The following is a 13,348-nucleotide window of genomic DNA, read 5'->3' on the forward strand; positions in this document are numbered from 1 at the left end:
CGCGAAGGGAGGTTCGCAGTGGAAAAAGTGCAACGCTTGCGCGCGATGGGTTCGCTGTGCCGCCAACAGGCCGCCTACAACAGCATGAACAAATGGAAGCTGCTCGCAGAAGCAGAATACTGGGATCATCTGGCCGATCTTGAGTTGTCTTCTCACTTCCAACAATGCAACGCCGCTGGCTCGAATGAGATAGAGCAGCCTCAACCGATCACGAACACCAATGATGCTGAGCGGAAGACGATTTCCGCGTGAGGTCAGAACGAAGCTGTCGTTGCGTTCCGTGCCGCTGCACTCTCACAGAGAGCCGCGGGGATATAGATGATGTCGTCGAGCCGTGAAGCAGGACGATTGCGCACCCCGCATCGTTCGGCTGCGGCGCAAATTGCAACGACAGAAGGCGGCGCAGCCCCTACGGGCCTGCGACCTGCTGCAGCGTATTGAACCGTGCCTTCTGTTCGCTGCTCAGCGTGGCATAGAACTCGTCCAGCGCGGGCTCGACCAGCTTGGCGGCCGTCAGCATGGCCTCGAGCCGGTGCTGCATCGCCTCCAGCCGTCCGACCGGCGTCAGCGGTACATCGTTCGGGCAAGCCGCCTGGAGGCCTTCAACGCCCTTGGCCGTTGCTTCGCTGAGGCGGTCGAGCGCCTCCTTCTGCTTGCCGGCGGGGTGGAGCACAGCCTCGATCCTTTGGATCGGCAACTGGGTCAGGCCGGATTTCGGATCGCCGCAGCTTTCGGCGCCGGCTTGCTGCTGCTGCGAGCGGTCGCCGACATTGGGGCCGAGCGCGTTGAAGCGGGCCTGCTGCTCGTCGCTGAGCGAGTTGTAGAAATTCTCCAGTGCCGGTCGCACGATCTTGACCGCTTCCAGCGTCGCGTTGATGCGGTTCGCCATGGCCCGCAAGCGGCCAGGCGGGGTGAGTGCATAGGTCTCCGCGCAGGAGTCCTTGAACACATCGGCAGCCCTGGCTGCCGATGCCTTCAACTCGTCGAGCAGCGCGCGTTGCTCCGGCGTCGGCCGCACCGCTTGCGCGATATCGGCAAGCGGCCAGGCGGTGACGCCCTTGTCCGGTGTGCTGCACAATTGCTGTAGCGTTTGCGGGCTCACGCTGGCGCGCTGGCGCACGCGGGAGCCGCCGCCGGCCTGCGGATAGTCATACGGGTTGATGCTGGCATAGGCCGAATAGGGGCTGTCACTCCCCCAGAACACGGTGTCGACGAAGTCGTCATACGCGTACGCCCAATAACCGGGCTCGTAAGCATAGGACCAGAACGTGTAGTCGAAGATGTCGGAATAGGCGTAGGGCCAGAACACGGGCCCTAGCCACGCCACGAACACCGCGGGATGGCGGTGTCGCCAGGCCTGCCGGGGCGCCCAGCCGCTCTGGCGGGCGGTGAGCGCCGCTTGGACTTGCGCAGGGGCCTGCTCGCGGAAGCGCTCGGCAAATCGCCCGCGCTCGGCGGCCTGCGCAGCCGCCGCAGTAGCTGGCGTGCGCCCGGCCGGAGCCTGTAGTCCAAGCCGCTGCTGGCGCGCCAGATCGCTTTGCTGCGCATGCTGCTCACGCTGGAGCAAGCGGTTCTGCGTCTGCAACGTCCGTTGCTGCTGGCGCAACGCCCGGGCGCCTTCCGGTTTCTGCGACTGGAGTTGCTGCACGCGCTGCTGCAAGCGATCGATGCGGGTCTGGCGCTCTGTCGTCTGGCGCGACAGCATCTCGCGCTGCCGCTGCTGCACCATCTGCTGGCGCTGCTGGACTTGCTGCTGGCGCTGTTGCGCGCGCGCTTCGATCTGATCCCGTCGCGACAGCACGGCCGGCGGTGCGCTCTGGCGCGAGGGGGCGGCGATATGTGGCGGCGGCCGCGATGCCATGGCCGGACGCTGCGGCGCCGTTGGCGCCCGATGGAATTCAGGCCGCGGCGCTGCGACGTGCGGGGCAGTTCGCGGTGGCGGCGCCGCGAAGTGTGGGGCCGGACGCGGTGGCGGAGAGGCGATGTGCGGCGCCATGGCCGGTCGCTGCGGCATGGCCGGGGGATGGAATGCCGGTGCAGCGGGACGTGCCATGGCTGGCGGTGCCGCCGGACGGGCCATGGCCGGTGGTGCTGCTGGCCGGGCGGCCGGCGCTGCGGCTGGACCGGGTGGTCCGCCCCTTCCGTGTCCCTGGCCGGGTCCTTGGGCGAACGCGACGAGGCTCGTCGCTAGCATCGAGACACCGGCTAAAACAGCCGTCAAGCAAACGCCACGCGGAAGCATGATTGTAGCTCCCAGCTCGTAATCGCCCACGATGTTCAACGCGCAAGTGGCGGAATCGTTCGACGGCCACGGCCGACATTGCGATCTTCCGCCGCAGCCAGCCTCAGGAGAAATCCTGCGTCAGGGTCGTGGCGAACCGCTCGAGCGCCCAGTCGACCTGGTCGCTGGTGATCACCAGCGGCGGGGCGATGCGGATCGTGTGCTCATGGGTATCCTTGGCCAGGATGCCCTTGGCCTGGAGCGCCTCGCAGTAGCGCCGTGCGCGGCCGGCTTCAGGATGCAGCTCGACCGCCAGCATCAAGCCGCGCCCGCGCACGTCGCGGATCGTGTTGGCGCGGATGTCTTTCAGGCCTTCCAGAAAGCGCGCACCCTGCCTGGCCGCGTTTTCGATCATGCCTTCCTCGACCAGCACGCGCATGGCAGCGCGCGCCACCGCGCAGGCAAGCGGATTGCCACCGAAGGTTGAGCCATGCTGCCCGGGCTTCAGTGTGCCGAGCACTTCGTTGTTCGAGAGCACGGCCGACACGGGATAGAAACCGCCGGACAGGGCCTTGCCGAGCAGCGTCACGTCCGCCTCGATTCCCTCATGCTGTTCGGCCAGCAGCTTGCCGGTGCGGCCGAGCCCGGTCTGGATCTCGTCGAGCACCAGCATCACGTTGTTGGCCGTGCAGAGCTCGCGCACCTTCGTGAAATAGCCGGCCGGGGGAATGATGACACCGGCCTCGCCCTGGATCGGCTCGACCAGAAAGGCGACGGTGTGTTGCGTGATCGCCGCCTCCAGGGCAGCGGCATCGCCGAACGGGATGATCTTGAAGCCCGGCGCGAACGGCCCAAAGTGCTTGCGGGTCTCTGGGTCGGTAGAAAAGCCGACGACGCCCAGCGTGCGTCCGTGGAAATTGTCGGCGCAGACGATGATCTCGGCCTGGCCATCCGGCACGCCTTTCACCTCATAGCCCCATTTGCGCACCGACTTGATCGCGCTTTCGACCGCCTCGGCGCCGCTGTTCATCGGCAGCACCTTGTGGGAGCCGGTCAGCGCCGCGATCTCTTCGTAGAAGGGGGCGAGCTGGTCGTTGTGGAAGGCGCGCGAGGTGAGCGTCAGCCGGTGGGCCTGCTCCACCATCGCCGCCAGGATCTTGGGGTGGCAGTGGCCCTGGCTGACCGCCGAATAGGCCGAGAGGCAATCGAGATAACGGTTGCCGTCGCTATCCCAGACCCAGACACCTTCGCCGCGCGACAGGACGACCCCGATCGGCTCGTAATTGTGGGTGCCAAGGCGCCTTTCCGTTGCGAGGAAATCAATGACCGACGAGCCCATCTTCGTCACTCCATTGCTGCGCGCCGGCGTCGACCGGCTGCGCCGGCCGCGCTCAGATTGATTTGGGTATCAGCCTGCCCGCTCGGAAGTCTTCGTCTTGGCGATATTCGCCCGGGTGGAGCTGGAGGCTCCAACGCCTTACGATGGGCGCGGTCAGGACCACCTTGCGAGGCGCGCGATGCCGCTGATTTGCGTCGACCTGTCAAAAACGGTTCTGCGGATCCACAGGGGGCATCCCCGCCGAGCCCCCGGCTACTGTGCATGGGGTTGTTTTCGACTTTTGGGTCGGCGGACGCGATTTCAGGAGTCCTGCCTGCGATGCTCGATCTCGAGCGTGACCAGGCGCGCCAGCAATGTCGCCGGATAGAGCTGGCCAAAGATGGCTTCCATGTTGCACAGGCTGCGCGCAACCGGATGCAGCGGGGCGACGTCGCCGTATCCGGTCGTGGTCATCGTCGCGAAGCTGAAATAGATGACCTCGCTTGCGAGCCGGGGACTGTCTTCCACCTTCATGCTGACGAAGGCGTCCTGATCCAGCGAGCCGATGAAGGTGTAGAGTGCCGCGAAGATCACGGCGACCGTCAGATACAGCAGCACGGCACCGATCACACGATGATAGGTTACGCGCCCCGGCGCAAAGGTCTGGCGCGCCACCGCCCATGCCATCGTCGCTCCCACGATGAACCACGAACCGGCAAACAGATTGAGGTCGAGGATCGATGGCGATCCGATCCGCAGGATCGCGCCGACCGTGATCATGCCGAGTGCGATCAGCATGGCGACGACCGCGACCGGGCTACCGGAAATCACGAAGATGCCGCAGATCAGCAGCAGCGCGAGAAACAGTTCGGTTACCTGAAAGGCAAAGAGGCCCAGGGCCTGCAATGGCGAAATCACGAACATCATGATCACCAGCAGCACTGTCAGCACCGTCAGGGCCGGATCGGCCCAGCGTTGGCGCAATTGATCGATGTTCATGACGCCTCAGCCGATCGAACAGGGCACGCTCAGGAAGCCGCGGAACCGGACGCGTCCGCCGCGCACGGGCTGGCCGCTCACGGCATAGCCCGGGAAGCGCGCCAGGAAACGCGAGATCGCAATTGCGCCTTCAAGCCGCGCCAGCGCCATGCCGGCGCATTGATGCGCACCGGTGGCGAACGCAAGGTGCCGGTTCGGGGTGCGCGCGACGTCGAAGCTTTCAGGGTTAGGAAACTGCGCGGGGTCGCGGTTGGCCGCACCGATGCACACCGTCACCGACGTGCCGGCTTCGAGCATGACGCCGCCAAGCTCGACCCGTTCGGTCGTCATGCGGTTGCCGAGCTGGTTCGAGCTTTCGTAGCGCAGGATCTCCTCGACGCCGGTCTTGATGAGATCTGGATTGTCGATCAGCCGCTGCTTCTGGTCCAGATTCCGATGCAGCGCGACGAGACCGTTGCCGATCAGATTGGTCGTGGTTTCGTGTCCGGCATTGAGCAGGAAGATGCAATTGTGCAGCAGCTCCTTCTCGGTCAGCCGCTCACCGTTGTCTTCACCCTGGATCAGGCGCGTCAGCACGTCGCGTTCGGGAGTGCCGGGCTTTTGACGTCGGCGCGCGACCAGGGTCTCGAGATAGGCAAGGAAATCCGTCACCGCTTTGTTGCCGCGCGCGGCGACATCAAGCGACACGACAGGCTCGAGTGCGCCAAGGATCGCCAGCGACCAGTCGCGCAACGGCGCGCGCTCGTCATGGGGGACGTCGAGCAGATTGCCGATCACCTCGATCGGGATCGAGGCGGCGAAATCCTCGATCAGCTCGCAATCGCCCTTGGTGGCGATGGCGTCGAGCAGGCCGTCGACCAGCTTGACGATGTCAGGCTCCATCCCCGCAATCGCGCGCGGCGACAGCGCGCCCATGATCAGGCGCCGCACGCGGGTATGCGCCGGCGGGTCGTTGAAGACGAGGCTGGTGGTGTGGTGCTCGTAGAGCGGGGTGTCGCCATATTTCGGTGCGAACTCGCGCTTCTTGTCCGAGCTGAACGATTTTGTGTTCTTGTAGGTGGCGACCAGGTCGTCGTAGCGGGTCAGGAACACGGTGCCGCTCGGCAGGCGTTTGACCGGTTCGTTCTCCCGCAGTGCACGATAAGTCGGGTAGGGATCGTCGTAGAATTCGCTCGTCAGCTTCGCCAGATTGAAATTGGCCGCCAATTCTTTCGCATCTGCGTTCATGCGCCATACTCACCGGTTGAGACCGATATGCCGTTTTCGCTCTTTCGAGCCGTGCTGATCACCGTCTACAGTCTCGCCGTGACTTGCTAGCCGACCGGACAGGAAAATGCACGCCCGCGCTGACGCTTCCGACACGGCCCCGAACTGGCCGGACGATATTTTCGCGACCTTGCAGCGCTTCGACGTGCGGCAGGTGCCTTACGTGCCCGATGCCGGCCATTCGAAGCTGATCCAGCGCGTGCTCGGCTCGTCCACGATGCGCGGCATTCCGCTGACGACGGAAGAGGAAGGCGTGGCACTGCTCGCTGGCGCCTGGACCGGCGGCCAGCGCGGCGTCTTGCTGATGCAGTCGAGCGGCGTCGGCAATTGCATCAACATGCTGTCGCTGATCCCGGTCCTGCGCTTTCCGTTCCTCACCCTCGTGACCATGCGCGGCGAGTGGGGCGAGTTCAATCCGTGGCAGGTGCCGATGGGCTCGACCACGCAGGGCGTGTTCGAACTGTCCGGCGTCAAGGTGCTGCGCGCCTCGAACGCAGCCGAGGTGCCGGCCGTGTTGGAGGCGGCCGCGGCGCAAGCCTACAACGCGCTGACGCCCACCGCCGTCCTGCTGTCGCAGCGCCTGATCGGCGCCAAGGTTTTCACCAAATGAGCAAGGCCAATCTCCTCGACCGCCGGCAAGTGGTCTCCGCGCTGCTTGCCAACCGCAGGGACGTGGTTGCGATCGGTGGCCTCGGTGCCTCGACCAACGACATCACCGCTGCCGGCGACCACGCCCGCAACTTCTATCTCTGGGGCGGCATGGGCGGCGCTGCGATGATCGGACTGGGCCTGGCGCTGGCGCAGCCAAAACTGCCCGTGCTGGTGATCACCGGCGACGGCGAGATGCTCATGGGCATGGGCAGCCTCGCCACCATCGGCCTGCAGAAGCCGTCCAACCTCTCGATCGCAGTGCTGGACAATGAGGCCTATGGCGAGACCGGCGGCCAGACCAGCCACACCTCCGCCGCCGCCGATCTCGTCGGCGTCGCCAGGGCCTGCGGCATCGCCGACAGCCGGGCGATCTCGACCATGGCCGAGGTCGAGGCCTTCGCCAAAGCCGTCCACGACCTCTCGGCCGGGCCGCGCTTTGCCAATGTGAAGATCGACAGCGCCAGCGTTGAGCGGATATTGCCGAGCCGGGATGGGACCTACATCGTCAACCGGATCCGCGGCGACCTCGGCTTCCAGCCGATCTGACAACGCCGGTTCCCGAGGCCCTGACCGGCCGCCGGCCCTCGGTGGTCGGGAATGTGTGGCCAATTCTCAACGAGTCGTCACCCATCTAGGTTGCGTCGCACCATTTGGCTTGACTTTGGCGTGGGTGAGTGCTTACTCACTAGCATGAGCTCATTGCGTATGACGAGCGACCTGAGGCGTCAGTTGATCCTCGGAGCCGCAAAACGCTGCTTTGCCCGGCACGGTTATACCGGCACCACGACCAAGAGCGTGGCGGCCGCCGCTGCCATTTCCGAGGCGCTGCTGTTCAAGCATTTCCCGTCCAAGGCGGCGCTCTACGCGGAAATCCTCAGCGACGAGTGCGAGGCGGACCCGGCCTTGATGGAGCTGCTCGAGCGGGAGCCGTCGACAGCCACCCTGGTCGAACTGATCCGCGGCATGGTCCAGCATTTCCTCGAGATCGCCGATGGCCCCGACCAGGAGGAGGCGCAGCGCCTGCGACTGATGGCCACCAGTCATCTGGATGACGGTGAGTTCGCTCGTTTGCTATATGCCAAGATCGAGACGCTGATCGGAGCGATCTTCGTCGCCTCGCTGACACGGGCGGTCGCCGCCGGCGATGCGCGGCCGTGCGGCATCGAACCGCTCAACCTGTTCTGGTTTGCGCATCACACGGTGATGACCGCTGCGCTGACCAGGCTGCCGTCCGTGCCCTGTCTCGCTTATGGCAGGGCGAACGATCTGGAGCGGCAGCTCTGTGAGTTTCTCCTGAGAGGCATCGGACTTAACGACGCCGCAATTGCCTCGCATTTGGGCCGCGATCAGGCCGCGAATGCGGGCAAGACGGCGATTGCAGAAAGCGCATGACATGAACATCGTAACCGAACACAAGATTTCGGGCGAACCGATCGACAAGGCTCCCAAGCGTCCGGTCCGGCCGGTGCTCTGGTTCATCATCGTCGGCGTGCTGTTGGGCGCGCTCGTCGGTGGTCTCGTCTGGTTCAATTATTTCCGCGGCCAGATGATCAAGCAGTTCTTCGCCAACAACAAGCCGCCGCCGACCTTGGTCAGCGCAGCCGAGGCGAAGTCCGAGGTGGTGCCGAACCTGCTGACCGCGGTCGGCAGCCTCGTTGCCGTACACCAGGTCGACGTCAGCGCCGACGTCAACGGCCGCGTCACCGAGATCAAGTTCGAGCCGGGCGCGCATGTCGAGGCCGACATGCCGCTGGTGCAGCTGTTCGACGCGCCGGATCAGGGCGATCTTGCCAACTACAAGGCGCAGGCGACCGTGGCGCAGCTTTCGCTCGATCGCGCCAAGCAACTGGCTTCGCGCCAGTTCGGTCCGCAAGCGACCGTCGATTCGGCCCAAGCCGCCTATGACCAGGCGTTGGCCGGCATCGCCAAGACCGAAGCGCTGATCTCGCAGAAGCTGGTGCGTGCTCCGTTCTCGGGCGATCTCGGCGTCCGCAAGGTCGAGGTCGGACAGTATCTCACGGCAGGCACCGCGATCGTCTCGCTGACCGATCTGTCGGAGCTGTGGGCGAACTTCACGGTGACCGAAAAGGACTCGGGCAATCTCAAGGTTGGCCAGCCGGTCCGGCTGAAGGTCGATGCCTATCCGGGCCGGACCTTCGACGCAAAGATCACCACGATCGAGCCGCAGATCGCGACCGACACCCGCAACATCCGGGTGCAGGCGACGGTCGCCAATCCGGAGAAGATCCTGAAGCCAGGCATGTTCGTGACCACCACCGTGGTGCTGCCGAACAAGCCGGCGGTGGTCACCGTGCCCGAGACAGCGGTCGACTACACGCTGTACGGCGACTCCGTGTTCGTGATCACCGAGAAAAAGGGAGAGGACGGCAAGACCAGCCTGAGCGCGGTGCGCACGTTCGTGCAGACCGGCAACCGGGTCGATGGTCGCGCTGAAATCGTCAAAGGCTTGAAGCCGGGCGACAAGGTTGTCGCCGTCGGCCAGCTCAAGCTGCAATCGGGCTCGGCTGTGTCGATTTCAACGGATCCGGCTCCGGCCATCCCGGCGCAACCGCCACGCTACTGACAATGCGCTCGCATGATCCGGCGAGGCCGGATCATGCTTCATAAGCCCAAGAAATCGAGATCGAATCGAGATCGCCGCGATGGCCTTTACCGACATTTTCATCAAACGCCCGGTCCTGTCGATCGTCGTCAGCCTGCTGATCCTGCTGATCGGCCTGCGCGCGGCGACGACGCTGCCGATCCGGCAATATCCAAAATTGTCGAACACGGTCATCAATATCACGACCGTCTATCCCGGCGCGTCCGCAGACCTGATCCAGGGCTTTATCACCACGCCGATCGAGCAGGCGGTCGCCTCCGCCGAGGGCGTCGACTACATGACGTCGTCCTCGGTGCTCGGCACCTCGACGATCCAGGTCTACATCAAGCTGAATTTCGATCCGAACCAGGCGTTGACCGAGGTGCTGGCCAAGACGAACTCGGTCAAATATTTGATCCCGAAGGAATCAAACGACCCGATCGTCACCAAGACCACCGGCCAGACCACGGCGGTGATGTATCTCGGCTTCTCGTCTGACGAGCTGTCAGGCTCGGCGATCTCCGACTACCTGACGCGCGTGGTGCAGCCGGTGCTGTCGACCGTCGATGGCGTCGCGTCCGCCGACATCCTCGGCGCCCAGAACTTTGCGATGCGGCTGTGGCTCGATCCGGTGAAGATGGCTGGCCGCAATGTGTCGCCGGCGGACGTCGCCTCGGCAATCGCCGCCAACAACTTCCAGTCCGCCGCGGGCCAGACCAAGGGCTATCTGATCGTCTCGAACATCTCGACGAATACCGACCTCGGTAACGTCGAGCAGTTCAAGAAGATGATCGTCAAGGCCAAGGACGGCGGCTTCGTGCGCATGGAGGACATTGCGTCCGTCGAGCTTGCCGCGCAGAGCACGGATGCGAGCGTCGCCTTCAACGGCGAGCACGCGATCTTCATCGGCGTGAACGCGACGCCGCAGGGCAACCCGCTGACGCTGGTGAAGGGCGTGCGCGCGCTGTTCCCGGAGCTCGAGCGTAATCTGCCGCCGTCGATGAAGATGAAGGTCGCCTATGATTCGACCAAGTTCATCCAATCCTCGATCGACGAGGTCGAGAAGACGCTGGGCGAAGCCATCATCATCGTCATCGTGGTGATCTTCCTGTTCCTGGCGTCGTTCCGCTCCGTCATCATTCCGGTAGTCACGATTCCGCTGTCGATGATCGGCGTCTGCACGCTGATGCTGATGCTGGGCTTCAGCTTCAACCTGCTAACGCTGCTGGCCATGGTGCTCGCGATCGGCCTTGTGGTCGACGACGCCATCGTGGTGGTGGAGAACATCCACCGCCATCTGGAGGAGGGCAAGACCCCGGTGCAAGCGTCGCTGCAAGGCGCGCGCGAAATCGTCGGTCCGGTCGTCTCGATGACCATCACGCTCGCCGCCGTGTATGCGCCGATCGGCTTCCTCGGCGGATTGACGGGCTCGCTGTTTCGCGAATTCGCCTTCACGCTCGCGGGCTCCGTGATCGTGTCCGGTGTCATCGCGCTGACGCTGTCGCCGATGATGTGCTCGGTGTTGCTGAAGAACACGGAGGAGGGCCGGTTTGCAAAGCTGGTGAACAGGGTGTTCGGCGCAATAACGCGCTGGTACGGTCGCAGGCTCGACCGTTCGCTCGACTACAAGGCCATCACCGGCCTGTTCGCAATCACGATCCTCGGGCTTGTTGGCTTCCTTTACATGCACACCTCGAAAGAGCTGGCGCCCGAGGAAGATCAGGGCATCGTGTTCGCGGTGACCAAGGCGCCGAAATACGCCAACATCGACTATGTCGATTTCTACGGCGAGAAGCTCGACAAGGAGTTCCAGAAATTCCCCGAGACCGATCTTCGTTTCGTGCTGAATGGCATCAACGGGCCGCAGGGCGGTATCGCCGGTATGCTGCTGAAGCCGTGGGACGAACGGAAGCGCTCGTCGATCGCGCTGAAGCCGCTGGTTCAGGCCGAGCTCTCCAAGATCGAGGGCGTGCAGGCCTTCGCCTTCAACCTGCCGCCGCTGCCCGGTGGGCCGGGCGGCCTGCCGGTGCAGATGGTGATCAATTCGACCGCAGGCTTCCAGGCTGTCTATGAGCAGATGGAGAAGTTGAAGGACGCCGCGCGCAAGAGCGGCATGTTCATCGTCTCCGACAGTGATCTCAACTATAACCAGCCCACGGTGACGGTGAAGATCGATCGCAGCAAGGCCCAGGATCTCGGCGTCAACATGCAGAATCTCGGCAGTGCGCTCGCGGTACTGCTGGGCGGCAATTACATCAACCGCTTCAATCTCGAAGGCCGCTCCTACCAGGTGATCCCGCAGGTACCGCGCAGCCAACGGCTCTCGCCGGAAGCGCTCGGCAGCTACTACGTGTCGACCAACACCGGCCAACAGCTCCCGTTGTCGACGGTGGTGTCGATCCAGACCAGGACCGATCCGAATTCGCTGACGCATTATAATCAGCTCAATTCGGCGACGTTCTCGGCGGTACCGATGCCTGGCGTGACCGTCGGTGCAGCTGTGGACTTCCTCGAAGGTGAGGCCAAGAAGCTGCCGCAGGGCTTCAGCCACGACTATCTGGCCGATAGCCGGCAGTACGTTCAGGAAGGCAATCAGCTCGCGATCACCTTCGGTTTCGCGCTGATCATCATCTTTCTGGTGCTTGCGGCGCAGTTCGAGAGCTTGCGTGATCCGCTGGTGATCATGATCTCGGTGCCGATGGCGATCGTCGGCGCGCTGATCCCGCTGTTCTTCGGTGTGGCGACCATGAATATCTACACCCAGGTCGGTCTGCTCACCCTGGTTGGCCTGATCACCAAGCACGGCATCCTGATGGTGGAGTTCGCCAACGAGCTTCAGATTAACGAGCGGCTCGACCGCCGCTCGGCCATCGAGATGTCGGCACGCATCCGCCTGCGGCCGATTCTGATGACGACGGCTGCGATGGTGACCGGTCTGATCCCGCTGCTGACCGCGACCGGCGCAGGCGCGGCCAGCCGTTTCTCGATCGGCCTCGTGGTAGTGGCCGGCATGTCGATCGGCACGCTGTTCACGCTGTTCGTGCTGCCCGCGGTCTACGTGGTGCTCGCGACCGATCATCGCGCGGCGGCCGACTCCGAACGGAATAAGGAGGTCAACGATCTCGACCTTGGCGCCAAGGCGCTACGGCCGACCTGACCTAAGCTCGATTTGCGTGCGAAGCGGCAACGGCCATCTCGCTGTTGCCGCTTTTTTTTGTCACGCGATATCTCGTAATATGATCGCTGCAGCGGCGTGATTGTGCGCTTGAGGCGGGTTGTCGGATGAAGAGGCGCGAATTTCTGGCGGTGCTTGGCGGGGCAGCATTGGCGCGCCCGGGCATGGCGTCGGCCGATACGCCAGGCCGCATCTATCGCCTGGGTACGGTGACGCCGATCGCGCCGGTTACGGCGGAGAGCCGGGGCGGCAAGATCCTGATCAAGGTTCTCGAAGAGCGCGGTTTCAAGCTCGGCCGCAACCTGTCCTTCGAAGCGCGTGGGGCGCTTGGCGACGTCGCGATGCTGCCCGCGCTGATCGCGGAGCTAAAGGCCAAGAACGTCGACGTCATCGTGATCATTGGCTACCCGACGGCCATGGCCGCCAAAGCGGCCGGCATTGCCACTGTCGCGGCCAGCGGCGTCGGTGATCCCGTCGAAACCAGGCTGATCGAGAGCCTTGCGCATCCAGGCGGCCAGATCACCGGCATTTCGGACGTCGCAGCGACCCTCAGCGCCAAGCGGCTGTCGCTGCTCAAGGAGGTATCGCCGAAACTGACCAAGGTCGCGATGCTCTGGAACAAGGACGACCTCGGCATGACCATGCGCTATCAGGCGTCCGCAAAGGCGGCCCAGGCGCTTGGACTAACCGTGCAGGCGCTCGGCGTGCGCGAGCCCGACGATTTCGACGAAGCCTTTTCGGCGATGAACAACGATTTGCCCGATGGCATCCTGATGGTGGCGGACGCGCTGACCATTCTCAATCGCGAGCGCGTGTTCGAGTTCGCCGCTGTCCGAAAGCTGCCGGCGATCTACGAATTCGACGAATTCGCCCGCGACGGTGGCCTGATGTCCTATGGCGCGGATTCCTCGGAATCCTTCGAGCGAGCGGCCGCGCTGGTCGCCCGCATTTTCAACGGGGCCAATCCCGGCGACCTGCCGTTCGAGTTGCCGACCCGCTACCCCCTGGTGCTCAATCTCAAGACGGCGAAAGCGACCGGACTTGAAATTCCCCCGACCATGCTGGCACTTGCCGACGAGGTCATCGAGTAACCTTGTGCGCTGCAGCGAGAGACAA

General features: G+C 64.0%; 11 protein-coding genes. 7 read left to right on the top strand and 4 right to left on the bottom strand.

Annotated features, from left to right (window positions below; genetic code table 11):
- The first annotated feature begins 18 nt into the window (after window positions 1-18).
- Window positions 19-252, top strand: a complete 234-nt coding sequence (locus ACP2YP_RS12710) for a hypothetical protein (RefSeq protein ID WP_027528848.1) — start codon at window positions 19-21, stop codon at window positions 250-252.
- A gap of 157 nt (window positions 253-409) precedes the next feature.
- On the opposite strand, the gene ACP2YP_RS12715 is transcribed toward ACP2YP_RS12710, so the two are convergent.
- The 4 genes from ACP2YP_RS12715 to ACP2YP_RS12730 all read right to left on the bottom strand — a co-directional run bounded on the left by ACP2YP_RS12715 (window position 410) and on the right by ACP2YP_RS12730 (window position 5,765).
- Entirely contained in the window at window positions 410-1,861 is a 1,452-nt protein-coding gene (locus ACP2YP_RS12715; RefSeq protein WP_426424508.1) for a Spy/CpxP family protein refolding chaperone, read from the bottom strand.
- A 484-nt stretch (window positions 1,862-2,345) separates the two neighbouring features.
- Window positions 2,346-3,560, bottom strand: a complete 1,215-nt coding sequence (gene rocD, locus ACP2YP_RS12720; RefSeq protein ID WP_426424509.1) for an ornithine--oxo-acid transaminase — start codon at window positions 3,558-3,560, stop codon at window positions 2,346-2,348.
- A gap of 300 nt (window positions 3,561-3,860) precedes the next feature.
- Complete coding sequence (locus ACP2YP_RS12725; protein ID WP_426424511.1) at window positions 3,861-4,538, bottom strand: ion channel; 678 nt, start codon at window positions 4,536-4,538, stop codon at window positions 3,861-3,863.
- Window positions 4,539-4,544: 6 nt separating this feature from the next.
- Window positions 4,545-5,765: a cytochrome P450 gene (locus ACP2YP_RS12730; protein WP_426424512.1), complete on the bottom strand. Its 1,221-nt coding sequence runs from the start codon at window positions 5,763-5,765 to the stop codon at window positions 4,545-4,547.
- Window positions 5,766-5,871: 106 nt separating this feature from the next.
- Between ACP2YP_RS12730 and ACP2YP_RS12735 the strand changes: the two genes are divergently transcribed.
- The 6 genes from ACP2YP_RS12735 (at window position 5,872) to ACP2YP_RS12760 (ending at window position 13,323) form a co-directional block, all read left to right on the top strand.
- The gene (locus ACP2YP_RS12735; protein WP_426424513.1) at window positions 5,872-6,414 is read left to right on the top strand and encodes a phosphonopyruvate decarboxylase; all 543 of its coding nucleotides are present in this window, start codon (window positions 5,872-5,874) and stop codon (window positions 6,412-6,414) included.
- On the top strand, window positions 6,411-7,001 hold the full coding sequence (locus ACP2YP_RS12740) for a thiamine pyrophosphate-dependent enzyme (protein ID WP_426424514.1): 591 nt from the start codon (window positions 6,411-6,413) through the stop codon (window positions 6,999-7,001). Before ACP2YP_RS12735 ends, ACP2YP_RS12740 begins: the two co-directional genes overlap by 4 nt.
- A 144-nt stretch (window positions 7,002-7,145) precedes the next feature.
- Window positions 7,146-7,847: a TetR/AcrR family transcriptional regulator gene (locus ACP2YP_RS12745; protein ID WP_426426128.1), complete on the top strand. Its 702-nt coding sequence runs from the start codon at window positions 7,146-7,148 to the stop codon at window positions 7,845-7,847.
- A 1-nt stretch (window position 7,848) separates the two neighbouring features.
- Complete coding sequence (locus tag ACP2YP_RS12750; RefSeq protein ID WP_426424515.1) at window positions 7,849-9,039, top strand: efflux RND transporter periplasmic adaptor subunit; 1,191 nt, start codon at window positions 7,849-7,851, stop codon at window positions 9,037-9,039.
- Window positions 9,040-9,118: 79 nt separating this feature from the next.
- Complete coding sequence (locus tag ACP2YP_RS12755) at window positions 9,119-12,214, top strand: MexW/MexI family multidrug efflux RND transporter permease subunit (protein WP_426424516.1); 3,096 nt, start codon at window positions 9,119-9,121, stop codon at window positions 12,212-12,214.
- 125 nt (window positions 12,215-12,339) lie between these two features.
- Entirely contained in the window at window positions 12,340-13,323 is a 984-nt protein-coding gene (locus tag ACP2YP_RS12760; protein WP_426424517.1) for an ABC transporter substrate-binding protein, read from the top strand.
- Window positions 13,324-13,348 lie beyond the last annotated feature (25 nt).

Origin of the sequence: Bradyrhizobium genosp. A (genome assembly GCF_049949275.1) — a bacterium.
Lineage (GTDB): Bacteria > Pseudomonadota > Alphaproteobacteria > Rhizobiales > Xanthobacteraceae > Bradyrhizobium.

What these genes read in the sequence shown, in the direction of transcription:
- ACP2YP_RS12715 (WP_426424508.1), bottom strand. Translation starts at nt 1,861, where the DNA reads ATGGCATCGCGGCCGCCGCCACATATCGCCGCCCCCTCGCGCCAGAGC.
- rocD (WP_426424509.1), bottom strand. Translation starts at nt 3,560, where the DNA reads ATGGGCTCGTCGGTCATTGATTTCCTCGCAACGGAAAGGCGCCTTGGC.
- ACP2YP_RS12725 (WP_426424511.1), bottom strand. Translation starts at nt 4,538, where the DNA reads ATGAACATCGATCAATTGCGCCAACGCTGGGCCGATCCGGCCCTGACG.
- ACP2YP_RS12730 (WP_426424512.1), bottom strand. Translation starts at nt 5,765, where the DNA reads ATGAACGCAGATGCGAAAGAATTGGCGGCCAATTTCAATCTGGCGAAG.
- ACP2YP_RS12735 (WP_426424513.1), top strand. Translation starts at nt 5,872, where the DNA reads ATGCACGCCCGCGCTGACGCTTCCGACACGGCCCCGAACTGGCCGGAC.
- ACP2YP_RS12740 (WP_426424514.1), top strand. Translation starts at nt 6,411, where the DNA reads ATGAGCAAGGCCAATCTCCTCGACCGCCGGCAAGTGGTCTCCGCGCTG.
- ACP2YP_RS12745 (WP_426426128.1), top strand. Translation starts at nt 7,146, where the DNA reads ATGAGCTCATTGCGTATGACGAGCGACCTGAGGCGTCAGTTGATCCTC.
- ACP2YP_RS12750 (WP_426424515.1), top strand. Translation starts at nt 7,849, where the DNA reads ATGAACATCGTAACCGAACACAAGATTTCGGGCGAACCGATCGACAAG.
- ACP2YP_RS12755 (WP_426424516.1), top strand. Translation starts at nt 9,119, where the DNA reads ATGGCCTTTACCGACATTTTCATCAAACGCCCGGTCCTGTCGATCGTC.
- ACP2YP_RS12760 (WP_426424517.1), top strand. Translation starts at nt 12,340, where the DNA reads ATGAAGAGGCGCGAATTTCTGGCGGTGCTTGGCGGGGCAGCATTGGCG.